14 protein-coding genes are annotated in these 13,369 nt (G+C 73.6%); 11 read left to right on the top strand and 3 right to left on the bottom strand.

The window, feature by feature from the left end; all coding sequences use genetic code 11:
- Window positions 1-477: 477 nt before the first annotated feature.
- From ACGH2B_RS20455 to ACGH2B_RS20440, 4 genes are all read left to right on the top strand, one after another.
- Entirely contained in the window at window positions 478-2,157 is a 1,680-nt protein-coding gene (locus ACGH2B_RS20455) for a sensor histidine kinase (RefSeq protein WP_399091645.1), read from the top strand.
- Window positions 2,154-2,834 (top strand): response regulator, encoded by a 681-nt coding sequence (locus tag ACGH2B_RS20450; RefSeq protein ID WP_399091642.1) that lies wholly within the window; start codon window positions 2,154-2,156, stop codon window positions 2,832-2,834. Before ACGH2B_RS20455 ends, ACGH2B_RS20450 begins: the two co-directional genes overlap by 4 nt.
- A gap of 291 nt (window positions 2,835-3,125) precedes the next feature.
- Complete coding sequence (locus ACGH2B_RS20445) at window positions 3,126-3,896, top strand: ABC transporter ATP-binding protein (RefSeq protein WP_399091639.1); 771 nt, start codon at window positions 3,126-3,128, stop codon at window positions 3,894-3,896.
- Window positions 3,897-3,940: 44 nt separating this feature from the next.
- Window positions 3,941-6,508, top strand: coding sequence for an ABC transporter permease (locus ACGH2B_RS20440; RefSeq protein WP_399091636.1), 2,568 nt, complete (start codon window positions 3,941-3,943; stop codon window positions 6,506-6,508).
- A gap of 83 nt (window positions 6,509-6,591) precedes the next feature.
- On the opposite strand, the gene ACGH2B_RS20435 is transcribed toward ACGH2B_RS20440, so the two are convergent.
- The 3 genes from ACGH2B_RS20435 to ACGH2B_RS20425 form a co-directional block, all read right to left on the bottom strand.
- A complete protein-coding gene (locus ACGH2B_RS20435) occupies window positions 6,592-6,858 on the bottom strand; it encodes a DUF397 domain-containing protein (RefSeq protein ID WP_399091633.1) in 267 nt (88 codons plus the stop codon).
- 146 nt (window positions 6,859-7,004) lie between these two features.
- Complete coding sequence (locus ACGH2B_RS20430) at window positions 7,005-7,217, bottom strand: DUF397 domain-containing protein (protein ID WP_399091630.1); 213 nt, start codon at window positions 7,215-7,217, stop codon at window positions 7,005-7,007.
- Window positions 7,214-8,053: a Scr1 family TA system antitoxin-like transcriptional regulator gene (locus ACGH2B_RS20425; RefSeq protein ID WP_399097167.1), complete on the bottom strand. Its 840-nt coding sequence runs from the start codon at window positions 8,051-8,053 to the stop codon at window positions 7,214-7,216. Before ACGH2B_RS20425 ends, ACGH2B_RS20430 begins: the two co-directional genes overlap by 4 nt.
- Before the next feature lie 92 nt (window positions 8,054-8,145).
- Here ACGH2B_RS20425 and ACGH2B_RS20420 point away from each other — a divergent pair, with 92 nt between their 5' ends.
- The 7 genes from ACGH2B_RS20420 to ACGH2B_RS20390 all read left to right on the top strand — a co-directional run bounded on the left by ACGH2B_RS20420 (window position 8,146) and on the right by ACGH2B_RS20390 (window position 13,291).
- Window positions 8,146-8,403 carry a hypothetical protein gene (locus tag ACGH2B_RS20420; protein WP_399090487.1) on the top strand — a complete coding sequence of 86 codons (258 nt, stop codon included), beginning with the start codon at window positions 8,146-8,148 and terminating at the stop codon, window positions 8,401-8,403.
- A complete protein-coding gene (locus ACGH2B_RS20415; RefSeq protein ID WP_399091627.1) occupies window positions 8,400-8,864 on the top strand; it encodes a hypothetical protein in 465 nt (154 codons plus the stop codon). The genes ACGH2B_RS20420 and ACGH2B_RS20415 overlap by 4 nt, the downstream gene beginning before the upstream one ends.
- Entirely contained in the window at window positions 8,861-9,046 is a 186-nt protein-coding gene (locus ACGH2B_RS20410) for a hypothetical protein (protein ID WP_399091624.1), read from the top strand. Before ACGH2B_RS20415 ends, ACGH2B_RS20410 begins: the two co-directional genes overlap by 4 nt.
- A 307-nt stretch (window positions 9,047-9,353) precedes the next feature.
- Window positions 9,354-10,013: a class I SAM-dependent methyltransferase gene (locus ACGH2B_RS20405; RefSeq protein ID WP_399091621.1), complete on the top strand. Its 660-nt coding sequence runs from the start codon at window positions 9,354-9,356 to the stop codon at window positions 10,011-10,013.
- Between the two features lie 19 nt (window positions 10,014-10,032).
- Window positions 10,033-10,947: an N-acetylmuramoyl-L-alanine amidase gene (locus tag ACGH2B_RS20400; RefSeq protein ID WP_399091618.1), complete on the top strand. Its 915-nt coding sequence runs from the start codon at window positions 10,033-10,035 to the stop codon at window positions 10,945-10,947.
- A 200-nt stretch (window positions 10,948-11,147) separates the two neighbouring features.
- A complete protein-coding gene (locus ACGH2B_RS20395; RefSeq protein WP_399091615.1) occupies window positions 11,148-11,954 on the top strand; it encodes a hypothetical protein in 807 nt (268 codons plus the stop codon).
- 326 nt (window positions 11,955-12,280) lie between these two features.
- Window positions 12,281-13,291 (top strand): LLM class F420-dependent oxidoreductase, encoded by a 1,011-nt coding sequence (locus ACGH2B_RS20390; RefSeq protein WP_399091612.1) that lies wholly within the window; start codon window positions 12,281-12,283, stop codon window positions 13,289-13,291.
- Window positions 13,292-13,369 lie beyond the last annotated feature (78 nt).

The following is a 13,369-nucleotide window of genomic DNA, read 5'->3' as shown; positions in this document are numbered from 1 at the left end:
CACGGCGCCCCGGGCGGAGTGCCCGGAACGCTCCCACCGCCCCCAGCCCGATGGCCGGGACGCCGCCACGACGGACGGGGCCGGGCACGGCGTCCGCACGGCGCCCCGGGCACCCCGCCGCGCCTCACCGCCCCGTACAACCCTGCCCCGGGACACCCGCCGCCCCGCGCCCCGGCACTCGGGAAGCTCCACCCCGGCGCACGGCGCACGGCGCCCGTGCGGGGCCGCCCGGAACCCTCCGCCCGCCCCCGCGTCCGCACCGTGGCCCCGGGAGCCCGCCACGGCGGACGGGAACGGGGCGGACGGGAACAGGGCGAACGGGAACAGGGCGGACGGGAACGGCCGGTCGGGAACGGGCGGTCGGCATCCGCGCCGGGCCCCGGTGGCGCTCCACGGCCGGGGCTCTGCCGAAAGGCAGAGCCCGGATCGGTCTTGAGGTCCATGCCCGCTCGCCCGGAGCGGCCAATACTGGACGGCATGCTCCTCATCAGCGGTTTCCGTCGTGCCGGGCGTCCCGGGCCGGACGCTGCGGCGCCTCCGGGCGGACGTGGCCGGGGCGCCGCGGAGACGGCCGGGGCGGCCTTCGCCGCCCTGGCCCTGTTCGCGGTCGCCCAGCGGTTGTGGAATCTGCCGCACCCCGTTCTCCAGTTGTGTGTGGTGGCGGTCGCGGTGGCGCTCTTCCCGGTGCGGAGGCGCCGGCCCGGGGCCGTGCTCCTGGTCCTCGCCGTGCTGGCGGGGGCGGCGCCCGTCGCCGGGCCGGTGGCGGCGGGTGCCGCGTACGCGGGGGCGCTCGGCACGGTGCGGCCGGGCCACCGCGTCCGGCTGCTCGGCGGCGCGGGCCTGCTGGTCCTGATCTCCGCGACCGCGGCCGGCCCCTCGCTCGGCACCGGTTCGATCGTGCACGGCGTGGAGCTGGGGCTGGTGCTGGCGGTGACCGCCGTGGTGGTGCCCGGTCTGGTCGGGACGGTGCACGGTCAGCAGGCCCGGCTGCTGCGGGCGCTGCGCGAACGCGGCGACGCGGCCGAGCGGGCCCGCCGCTCCGCCGACAGCGAGGCCCGCACCCAGGAGAGGTCGCGGATCGCCGCCGAGATGCACGATCTGGTGGGCCACCGGCTCAGCCTCGTCTCCCTGCACGCCGGCGGGCTGGAGCTGGCCCTCGACCGGGCCGCGCCGGAACTGCGGGAGGAAGCCGTCCTGGTGCGCCGCACCACCCGGGACGCGATGCGGGAGCTGCGGCAGGCCCTCGGCGTCCTCGGCCCGCTCGGCGGGGACGCCGGTCCCGATCCGCTCACCGACGCCACCGGCACCCGGGCCGACGTCGAGGCGCTGGTCGCACAGTCCCAGGACGGCCAGATCGCGGTCCGGCTGGAGTGGGAGGGCCCCGACCTCGACGGCTGCCCGGCGCAGGTGCGGCGCGCGGTGCACCGGGTGGTGCGGGAGGCCCTGACGAACGTCCACCGGTACGCGACGGCCGCCCACGTGACCGTACGGGTCGAGCAGGACGACCGGAGGGTGCGGGTGACCGTCCGCAACGGGGCGCCGCCCGCTTGGCACGGCGCGCCGTCCGAGGCGGGGACGGGGCGCGGTCTGACGGGTCTGCGGGAGCGGGTCGAGCTGCTCGGCGGGAGCTTCGAGGCCGGGGCGCTGCCGTCCGGCGGGTTCCGGGTGGCCGCGACCGTACCGGCACGGCCGGACGACACCGTCCCGCGGACACGGCCCCCGGGCGGTGCGGAGGCTTCCCCGGCGGCCCCGGACGGCGGTGCGGCGGCGCTGTCGCGGGCGACCCGGGCACCGCGGGCGGCCAGGGCGCTGGCGTTCGCGCTCGGGGCCGCGGCGCTGTGGGTGCTGATGGCCCTCGCCGTCGCCTTGGTGTACGCCCAGCCGCGGCAGACGGCCCGGCCGGTGGAACCGCGTCCGGGCATGACCTATCAGGAGCTGAAGGGGGTCGTCGACATCCCGGCCGCGCGTGCCGCGGCCACCGGGCACGAGCCGTCGCGGCCCGTCGGCGCGGCCGGCTGCGTCTACATGCCCGGGGACGCCCGGCCCGGCTCCTTCCGCATCACCCGGTACTGCTTCGATGCCTCGCGACGCCTGATCTCCATCGACCGTTTCACCGTCCCGTCCGTACGGGACGCCGCTCCCTGGGAGACCCCATGACCGAGCCCGCCCGGCCGATCCGTGTCCTGCTCGCCGACGACGAGGCGATGATCCGGCACGGGGTGCGGCTGATCCTGCGGCACGCCGACGGCATCGACGTGGTCGCCGAGGCCGCCGACGGGCACCGGGCGGTCGCTGAGGCCGCCGCGCATCACCCGGATGTGGCGCTGGTGGACATCCGGATGCCCGGATGCGACGGGCTGAGCGCGATCCGGCCGCTGCTCGCCCTCGATCCGGCGCCGCGCGTGGTGATGCTGACGACCTTCGGTGACGAGGAGAACGTGCTGCGGGCGCTGCGGGACGGCGCTTCGGGGTTCCTGCTGAAGGACGAGGGGCCGCAGGAGCTGATCAGCGCGGTCCGGGCGGCGGCGTCCGGTGACGCGGTGCTCTCCCCCGGGGTCACCGGGACGGTGATCGCCCGGATGCTGCGCGGCGGCGTCCCGGACAGCGGTGGCACGGCCGCCGTACCGGACGAGCGGATCGCCCGGCTGACCGGGCGTGAGCGGGAGGTCCTGGCGATGCTGGGGGAGGGCCTGTCGAACCAGGACATCGCGGAGCGGCTGGCCATCGGCGTCGGCACGGTGAAGACGCATGTGGGCGCGATCCTGGAGAAGACCGGTTCGGCGAGCCGGGTCCAGGCGGCCCTCCTCGCGCACCGCACGGGCCTGCGCCCCTGACCCGGACCGCTTCCGGACGCCCGCAGCGCCGGGACCCGGCCAAGGAGGAGCAGGCCCGGCCGAAGGCGAAGCAGGACCCGGCCCAAGGCGGAACGGACCCCGCCGAAGGCGTGAGCGGGGTGACCGCCGAAGCTCTGCCGAAAGGCAGAGACGGGCGGCCTCCCCTGCCTTTCGGCAGAGCTGAACTACCGCCTCCAGAACGACGTTTACGCAGGTGAGGGCCGCAAGGATGAGGAACGTCCGCTCCGGCCCGCGGTGTTCGCGGGCCGTCGTTCCCCAGCCGGAGTCCTCATGTCACAGACGTTCGTCCCCTCCGCTCCCCCCGCCGCCGAACCGGCCGCCCGCGCCACGGGCCTGACCAAGGTGTACGGGGCGGGCGAGACCCGGGTCACCGCGCTGGACTCGGTGTCCGTGGAGTTCGCGCGGGCGCGGTTCACCGCGGTGATGGGCCCGTCCGGCTCCGGCAAGTCGACGCTGATGCACTGCATGGCGGGCCTCGATCCGGTCACCTCGGGCTCCGCCCGGATCGGTGACGTCGAGCTGTCCCGGCTCAAGGACCGTCAACTCACCGAGCTGCGGCGGGAGAAGGTCGGCTTCGTCTTCCAGGGCTTCAATCTGCTGCCCACCCTGACCGCGCTGGAGAACATCACGCTGCCGCTGCGCCTCGCCGGGCGGCGGCTCGACACCGTGTGGCTGGACGCCGTCGTCGCCACCGTGGGGCTGTCCGGGCGCCTCGCGCACCGTCCGGCCCAGCTCTCCGGCGGTCAGCAGCAGCGTGTCGCCGTCGCCCGCGCCCTGGTGTCCCGTCCGGAGATCGTGTTCGCCGACGAGCCGACCGGCAACCTCGATTCGCGTTCCGGCGCGGAGGTGCTGGGTTTCCTCCGTGACTCGGTGCGGGAACTGGGCCAGACCGTGGTGATGGTGACCCACGACCCGGTCGCCGCCGCCCACGCCGACCGGGTGGTCTTCCTGGCCGACGGCCGGCTCGTGGACGAGCTGCACGCCCCGACCGCCGACGCCGTGCTCGACCGGATGCTCGCGTTCGAGTCCCAGGGCCGCTGACTTCTCTCACCGTCCCGCCGTCCCCCCAACTCCGAAAGCCCGCCATGCTGCGAACTGCCCTGCGCAACGTTCTCGCGCACAAGATCCGCCTGCTCATGACCGTGCTCGCGGTCTGTCTCGGTGTCGCGTTCATCTCCGGTTCCCTGGTCTTCGCCGACTCCACCGCCGCCGCCTACCGCGCCGCCATGTCCGAGGACTACGCGGGCATCGACGTGAGCGTGGGCCCGAAGTCCGTTCCGGGCACCTCCCCCGACGAGCAGTACGAGGCTCTGGACGACGCCTTGGTCCGGAAGCTGTCCGCCCTTCCCGGTGTCGCCTCCGTCCGCCCGGTGGCCGACGGTTCGGTCACCCTGGCCGCCAAGGACGGCACGCCGATGCGGGCCGACACCATGCGGGGCAAGCTCGGCGTCGCCTACGTCCCCGGGCCCGGCGGGCGGGACGCCCGCTATCCGCTCACGTCGGGCCGCGCCCCCCGCGACGGCGGTGAGGTCGCGCTGGACCGCGGGACGGCGGCTGCCGCCGGGTACGTCCTCGGGGACACCGTGACGCTCGCCACGGACGGACCGGCCCTGAAGAAGCGCCTGGTGGGCCTGGTGTCCACCACGGACAGCCGGGTGAACGCCGGCGGCACCCTGGCGGTGTTCGACAAGGCCACCGCCCAGAAGCTGTTCGCCGCCCCGGGGCGTTACAGCGGGGTGGACCTGACCGCCGCGCCGGGCACCGACCAGTTCACGCTGGCCGCCCGGGTCGGCGCCGTACTGCCGGCCGACCGGGCCGAGGCCACCACCGCCACCGCCCTGGCCACGCAGCAGTCCGTCTTCGTCGCGGGCACGACCAGCGCCTACGAGCGCCTGCCGCTGCTCTTCGCCGTGGTCTCGCTGTTCATCGGCACGTTCCTGATCGTCAACACCTTCACCGTGCTCGTGGCCCGCCGTACCCGTGAGATCGCGCTGCTGCGGGCGATCGGCGCCACCCGCCGTCAGGTGGTCCGCTCCGTCCTCGCCGAGGCGGCGCTGGTCGGTCTCGCCGCGTCCGTGCTCGGATTCGTGCTGGGCCTGGGGGTGGCCACGGCGTTGCCTGCGGTGCTGGACACGTCCGGTGACGCGTTGCCCAGCGGGCCGCTGGTGATCGGCCCGGCGGCGGTCCTCGCCTCGCTCGTCGTGGGGGTCGGCGTCACCGTGCTCGCCGCGTGGCTGCCGGCGCGCCGGGCGGCGCGGATCGCTCCCGTCGAGGCGATGCGTACGGCCGGAGGGCCGCCGTCCGTGGTGGTCTCCCGCCTCCGTGGTGTGGTCGGTGCGGTCCTCGTCGTCGCGGGTGTGGGCCTGCTGTTCTCGCTGAGCGACGCGACCAGCGCCGATGACGAGATCTTGCGGACCGCGATGTTCGGGTGCGGCCTCCTCGTGACGGGTCTGATCGTGCTGGCCCCGCTGCTCGCCGGGCCGGTGGTCCGGCTGCTGGGCGGGGTGACCGCCCGCTTCGGCGCCGCCGGGCACCTCGCCCGCGTGAACGCGCTGCGCGATCCGCGCCGTACCGCCGCCACCGCCGTCGCCCTGATGATCAGTACGGCGCTGGTCTCCGGTCTCGCCGTCGTCCACGAGTCCACGAGCCGGGCGCTGGACTCGCAGGCCGCTGCCGGGCTGAGCGCCGACTACGTCATCAGCACCCGTGGCACCATCGGCGACCTCGGCTCCGCCGCCGTCCGGCGGATCTCCGCCGTGCCCGGTGTGCGGACCGTCTCCGCCGTGGCGGATTCCACCTTCTCCGCCGGTCCGCTCGTCAAGTCGGTCTCCGGGGTGGACCCGAGGACCGTGGACGAGGTGCTGAAGCTCCGCTTCGTCAGCGGTTCCGCCGAGGGCCTCGGCCCCGGCAGGCTCGCCGTCTCCCGCAGCTTCGCCCGCGACCATCACCTCACCACCGGTGACCGGATCGAGGCGAGCATGGGCCCCGGAACCGGCGACCGCGACGAGCCTTACACCGTCGTCGGCGTCTACCAGGACAACCCCACCGCCCAGGACGTCCTCGGCTACCGCCCCGAGGTGCAGCGGCACAGCTATCTGCGCGACTCCGTGCAGCGCGTCCTGGTCCACACCGCCGACGGCACGGTCTCCGACGGCATGGAGAAGCGTCTGCGCGCCGCCGTGGGCGACAGTCCGCTGCTGAAGGTCCAGGACCGCGACCAGCTCGTCCAGGAGCAGGCCGGTGTCGCGGGCGAGCTGATGACCTTGATGTTCGGACTGCTCGGCATCGGTGTCCTGATCTCCGCGCTCGGCATGGTCAACACCCTTGCCATGGCGGTCTCGGAGCGCACCCGGGAGATCGGCGTCCTGCGTGCCATCGGTATGGACCGCTCCGGCGTCCGCACCATGATCCGTCTGGAGGCCGTCTGCGTCGCCGCCTTCGGCACCCTGCTAGGTATGGCCGGTGGCCTCTTCGCGGCGTGGAAGGTCAGCGGACTGGCCAACGGCGCGATCCCGCAGTACGCCTTCTCCCTCCCCTGGGGCACGCTCGCCCTCGTGGCCCTGCTCTCCCTCGCCGTCGGCGCGGTCGCCGCCGCCTTCCCCGCCCGGCGGGCCGCCGCGCTCAGCCCCCTGGAAGCGGTCGCGCGGGCGTAGGAACGGCCCGCCGCGTACGGCACCGGGCCCCGCTCGTCCCCCGATCCGGGGGCGGGCGGGGCCCTGCCGTACGCGGACCTGTCTCAGTCCCGGAACGCGCCCGCCTTGACGCCCTCCACGAAGGACGCGAACGCGGTCGCCGGGACGCTCAGCCTCGGCCCGTCCGGATTCTTGGAGTCACGGACGGGAACGACGCCGTGCGAGGCGACGAGGACGGCGGTCACCTCGACGCAGGTGCCGCCGTTGCCGCTGTGGGTGGACTTGAACCAGCGGTCGGCGGCGATCTCGACGCAGTCGCCGCCGTTGTCGCTGTACGAGGACTTGAACCAGCGGGGGGATTCGGTGGTCATGGCGTGCCCTTTCGCTGTGTGTCAGCGCGCTCGGTCGCGCCCGAGCGTAGGAGCCCGGCGACGGCGCCCGCGAGAGGGCGTACGAAAGCCCCGCCGACCTCCAACGCGGAGGACCTGACGGGGCTTTCGGCGTACGTCGGCCTGGCTCAGGCGCGAAACTCCCCGGCCTTGACGCCCGCGACGAAGGACGCGAACGCGGCGGCAGGGACGCTCAGGGACGCGCCGTGCGGGTCCTTGGAATCGCGGACGGGAACTATGCCGGTGGCCGCCGCGTGGGCGGGGGCCCACTCGACGCAAGTGCCACCGCTACCGCTGTAGGAGGACTTGATCCAGGTCAGGGGGAGGGAGTCGGTTGTCACGGGGAGCCCTTTCGCAACTGCTCGATCACGGCCACGGATTCCGCCTGAGAAAGCGCCTCGGCCTGTAGCTGATGGTAGGCCCTCACCAGCGGCAACACGGACGTGATCTCTCGGTCCAGATGCCCGTTGGTCTGCGACTCCACGTAGGACATAACGGAGCGGTCCGGCATAGTCAGCAGATTTACCACCCGGTTGAACGGGCGACGCTCACCCATGGCGTACGGAGCCAACTGAAGCACAGAGTTCGGTTGTTCAGCGAACGCGATAAGCCGGGCCAACTGCCGCTCCATGACCTTCGGTCCACCGATCAGCCGTCGAATACAGCTCTCATCCAGGACCACGATCACCATGGGCGGAATCCTCCGTACCAACGCCGCTTGCCGTTCAAGCAGGGCCTCGACCCGTTCTGCTGCTTGTTCGGAGGTGAGCGTGCCCCGCCGCACATGACCTTCTTCGATGGCGCTTGCGTACTCCGGCGTCTGGAGCAGTCCTGGAACGACGCCCACGTCGAACAGTCTTATCTCCGCAGCGCGGGCCTCTTGGCCCAGGTACTCCGGGAAGCCCTCCAGCAAGCTTCCGTTCCTGATCTCGCCCCAGCCGCGCTCGAACGACTCCGTAGTCCCCGTGAAGCCGAACGCCTCATCAAGACCCCGCGAAAGCCGCAGAGTCGGCGGCTTACGACCAGTTTCGATAGCCGAGATATGGCGGCCCGAGTAGCCGACCCTCTCGGCCAGTTCGTCCTGTAACCACCCCCGCGCTTCACGAGCGCTGCGTACGCGTGCTCCGAAGGCGGCCTGCGGGCTCGCCTCGGGGTTCAGTTCCTTGACGTTTACCAACGTGCCCTCCAGCACCGGAACGTTGAAGACAGCAAAACACTAGGCCAGCCTGAACCTCCCGGTAGTGGAATAACTACAGAGAGGAACCGATCGTGTCCGTCGAACGCAGGTCCGGAAAACGCGATCAGACTCCATACCGCCCGCAGCGCGGCGAACTCGTCGCCGACGCCGAACGCCGCTGTCTCGCCTTCGCCAAGAGCGAGTTGTGCGGGGCGTGGTCGCTGCGGTCGCTGACCGGCGGCGAGGAGTGGGTGGTCGACGCGGCCCACCTCCGGCGCCCGTCCCGCGCCGAGCGGCTGATCGCGGGCATCACGCTCGTCAACGCGCGCAGCCGGGGGGAGATCCTGTGACCGGCTATCTCGCCGAAGTCCGGCTGGAGCGGCGGCAGTCGCACTCCGGCGCCGGGGCCACGCACACCGTCGGCGCGCTGTGGACCGTCTCGCCCGTCCTCGCCGTCCGCTGGCTGCGCGGGCAGGCGCTCCGGCTCGCGGAGCGGATCGCACCCGAACCCGTCCGCTCCCCGTGGGCGTGGCTGACGCGGGAGGCGGACGACGCGCCGGACCACATCCGGCAGGTCCGCGCGTGGGCCTGGGACGCGGGCGAGGAACGCGCCGCCCGCGACCACATCAAACGGGGCCACGCCCTCTTCGTCACCCTCCCGGACGGCGACCGCGTCCACACCCTGAGCATCTGGCCCGGCCAGCCGCCCGGCAACCCGACCCAACCGCCACCCGAACCCTTCCAGCACCGCGTCGGCGGACTCACCCACCCCCTCCACGTCCTCACCGAAGACCCCTGGAGCCAGCCGTGACCACCCACCCCACCAGCGCGGACGGCCCCCGCACCCCGACCCGTTCCGGGACCGTCGGCGAGGACGTCCTCCGCGTCCACGAACTCACCGGCGCCGACGACCCGCGCCCCAAATGCGGCGCCGGAAAAGGCGAACCGGTCGATGAATGGCTCCGCGCGGTCAACTGCCCGGACTGCCGGTAGCGGCGGGCCCATTCCCCTCCCCCGCTTCCCCGTTTCCGCCGCCCCGTCGTTCTCCCCGTCCCCGTCCTCGTCCCCTCGGGCGTATTGCCGCTATTCCGGTGTGCCGGAAAAGCCGCCGCGCCCGTTCCCCGAGGACGCGGGAATCGGTTCCCGGAATACGGACCCGCTTCCCCGCTTTCCGGATTTCCGGGCCGCCGCCGCGCGTTCCGGCCCCACCCGAGGCGGCGGGGACCCCGTACGGCACGATGAGCCACCGGTGCCGCCCGCCGGGCGGTCGCCGAACGGACCGTACGACCAGGAGGACGCCATGGCCGCCGTGCCCGCCGACGTTCAGATCGCGCCGCAGACGCTCGCCGCCTTCGAGGCGGCCAAGGGCTTCATGCCGGCGGACGAGGGGCGGGCCCTGTACGCCGCCGCGGTGGAGGCGGCGGCGCTCGGGCGGCCCCTGCTGGAGGTCGGCACGTACTGCGGGCGCTCCACGATCCTGCTCGCCGACGCGGCGCGCGCCGCCGGAGTGACGGCGCTCACCGTCGACCACCACCGGGGCAGCGAGGAACAGCAGCCGGGCTGGGAGTACCACGACCCGACGGTGGTGGACCCGGAGGTCGGGCGGATGGACACCCTGCCGACGTTCCGGCGGACCCTGCACGCGGCCGGTCTGGAGGACCACGTCATCGCGCTGGTCGGCCGGTCGCCGCAGGTCGCGGCGGTGTGGGGGACGCCCCTCGGGCTGGTCTTCATCGACGGCGGGCACACCGACGAGCACGCGAGCGCCGACTACGAGGGCTGGGCGCCGCACCTCGCGGACGGCGGACTGCTGGTGATCCACGACGTGTTCGCGGACCCGGCGGACGGCGGGCAGGCGCCCTGGCGGATCTACCGGCGGGCGCTGGAATCCGGCGCGTTCACCGAGACGGCGGTCTGCCGTTCCCTGCACGTCCTGCGGCGCACCGGGCCCGGAATCTGAGCGGGCTACCATCACCGACGTGTTCTCCGGGCCCTCCTCCACCTTCCCCCCGCCCCGCCGCCGGCGCGGGCTCCTCCTCGTCCTGCTGCTGGCGGTGATCGCCGCCGGGGCCTCGGGCTGGTTCCTGTGGCGGCCGACCGGGGACGCGTCCTCGCAGGCCACGGCCCCGTCGCCGGACGGCGGCGCCGCGAAGCCCGTCCCGTCGGACACCGCCGACGGGCACGGCGCGGGCCACGGCGGACCCAGCCCCACCGGCCACTCCGGGCTGCGCGGCAAGACCGTCGTCCTCGACCCGGGCCACAACCTCCGCAACCGCGACCACACCGCCGAGATCGCCCGTCAGGTCGACGTCGGCAACGCCCGTAAGGAATGCGACACCACCGGCACCGCCACCAACGGCGGCTACCCCGAGGCGTCGTTCACCCTCGACGTCGTCCGGCGGGCGCGGGCGCTGCTCCGGCAGGAGGGCGTCAAGGTCGTCCTGACCCACGACGACGACCGGCCGTGGGGGCCGTGCGTCGACGAGCGGGCGGAGCGGGGCAACGCGGCGCACGCCGACGCCGCGGTGTCGGTGCACGCCGACGGCGCGGGCGCCGGGGAACGCGGATTCCACGTGATCCTTCCGGCGCGGGTCGTCGCGGGCAAGGCGGACACCTCCGCGATCGTCGCGCCGTCACGCACCCTCGGCACAGGGCTGGTCAAGCGGTTCGCGGCGGCGACGGGCAGCGAACCGGCCGACTACATCAACCACGGATCGGGCCTCGACGTCCGCTCCGACCTCGGCGGTCTCAACCTCTCGAAGGTCCCGAAAGTCTTCATCGAATGCGGCAATATGCGCGACGCGCAGGACGCCGCGCAATTGACCGAAGCGCAGTGGCGGCAAAAGGCCGCACGCGGCATCGCCGAGGGCATTACGGACTTCTTGGAGCATTGAGACGGACCCCGCGGAACACCGGCCCGGAAATACGTCCCCCCGGCCTCCCGGTGTTCCCCCGGGGCGTACCGACCGGCGGGACGGCCCGCCCGTCCGGGCGATAGGTTCGCCTTTACGATGGGGGGCCACCGCCGCGCCTCCCGCCGCGCACCCGAGCGTCAGCGCCGACCCGAAACCGAAACCGACAAAGGACCTTTACGTTGAATATCCGCTCCCTCAGTCGAGGTGACGGCGTGGTGACCGGAGCAGCGGTGTTGCTGTTCATCGCCTCGTTCCTTCCGCTCTATTCCACCTTCGCCACCAGCCTCATCGCGTGGGAATCGCTGCCGCTGCTGATGAGCGTGTACCTCGCGGGCATCGCCGCCGCGGCGCTGATCATCCTCGGGCGGGCGCTGCCGCAGCCGCCCAAGGTCCTCGGTCTGGAGCTGAACCAGATCGGCACCCTGCTGTCCATCTTCGCCGCCTGGACGGTGTTCTGGTCGCTCGTCAGCAGCGGCGGCCCCTCGGCCGGTCTGATCCTCGGCCTGCTCGCCGCGCTGGTGCTGGCCGCGGGGGCCATCGCCACGCCGCTGGTCCCGGCCCTGAGCGCCCCCCTGCTCGGCGCGCCGAAGCCGCAGACCCCCGGGGCGTACGGCACGGGCCCGCAGCCCGGTTACGGCTACCCGGGCGCGCAGCAGCAGCCGCAGGGCCAGGGCTACGGCTACCCCGGCGGCCAGCAGACCGACCCGTCGCAGCAGAGCTACGGCGGCCAGCAGCCCGCCCCGGCGGACGCCACGGCCGGTGGCGCGCAGGGCGCGGCGGCGCCCGCGGAGTTCGCGGCGTTCTGGTTCGCGGTGCCGGTGGCGCGTCCCCTGTACGGCGAGGACGGCTCGCCGTCGCCCATCGCGGAACTGGCGCCCGGCACCTGGTACCTCGCGGTCGACCAGCGCGGCCAGGCCCTCATCGCCCAGACCCAGGACGGCCGCCGCGGCGTCCTCCAGGACACGACGGGCATCCAGCGCGGCTGACCTGCGTATCTCTCTTTTTTCGACGGCCCCTCGCCTTGCGGCGGGGGGCCGTTGGCGTTCCCGCGTTGACGGCGGGGGCGGTGGCGTTGGCGTTCCTGCGTTGACGGCAGGGGCGTTGGCGTTCCTGCGTCGGTGGCGGGGGCGGTGACTTTTCCGCGTCGGCGGTGGCGGTGGCGTTCCCGCGTTGACGGCGGGGGCGCGTACGAGGTGGGTGCGGGGCCGTTGCGTCGTGCGGTGGGCGGTCGTACAGTGCGGCCACCGCCTGTTTCTGACGCTACGTCAGTTCCGGTGCGGGCTCTGCGGTTCCGGCGGCGGGAGGGGCGGGCATGCGACTGGGGCTGGCGCTCGGCTACTGGGGACGCGGCCCCGACCCCCGCCATCTGGAACTGGCCCGCGAGGCCGAACGGCTCGGCTACGCCTCCGTATGGACCGCCGAATCCTGGGGCTCGGACGCCTTCACCGCGCTCACCTGGATCGCCGCGCACACCTCCACCATCGCCCTGGGCACCGGCATCGCGCAGATGGCCGCCCGCACCCCCACCGCCACCGCGATGCACGCCCTCACCCTCGACCACCTCTCCGGCGGACGGCTGCTGCTGGGCCTGGGGCTGTCCGGACCGCAGGTCGTCGAGGGCTGGTACGGGCAGCCGTTCCCCGCCAGCCCGCTGACCGCCACCCGCGAGTACGTCGACATCGTCCGCCAGGTCCTGCGGCGCGCCGCCCCGGTGACATCGGACGGCACGTACCACCCGCTCCCCCACCGCGGCGCCACCGCCACCGGACTCGGCAGACCGCTCAAACCGATCACCCACCCGCTCCGCGCCGACCTGCCGGTACTCCTCGGCGCCGAGGGCCCCAGGAACATCGCGCAGACCACCCGCATCGCGGACGGCTGGCTGCCGCTGTACTGGTCCCCGCTGCGCACCGCCGTGTACGCAAAGTCGCTGCGCGAGGCGCCCGAAGGCTTCCGGATCGCGCCGCTGGTCCGGGCGGTGGTCTGCGAAGACGTCACCGAAGGGCTGTGGCCCGTCAAGGCGATGCTCGGCTTCTACATCGGCGGCATGGGCCACGCCGCGAAGAACTTCCACGCCCGGCTGATGGCCCGCATGGGCTTCGCCGAGGAGGCCCGCCGCATCCAGGAACTCTTCCTGGCGGGTCGCCGGGACGAGGCGGTCCGCGCCGTCCCCGATGCCTTCGCCGACGAGATCTCCCTGGTCGGACCGCGCGAACGCATCGCGGAACGGCTGGAGCTGTGGCGGGCGGGCCCGGTCACCGACCTGCTGGTGACGGCGCCCGATCCGCACACGCTGCGGGTGATGGCGGAGTTGATGACGTAAGGGCGGGCGCTCCGGCCCCCTCGGGCCCCGACCGGCCTCATCGACGGGTGGCCGCCGTCGAGCGGCGCCGCTCGGGCC

The sequence above is a fragment of the Streptomyces sp. BBFR2 genome (genome assembly GCF_044497305.1).
Lineage (GTDB): Bacteria > Actinomycetota > Actinomycetes > Streptomycetales > Streptomycetaceae > Streptomyces.
This window is presented reverse-complemented; position numbering and strand designations above follow the sequence as displayed.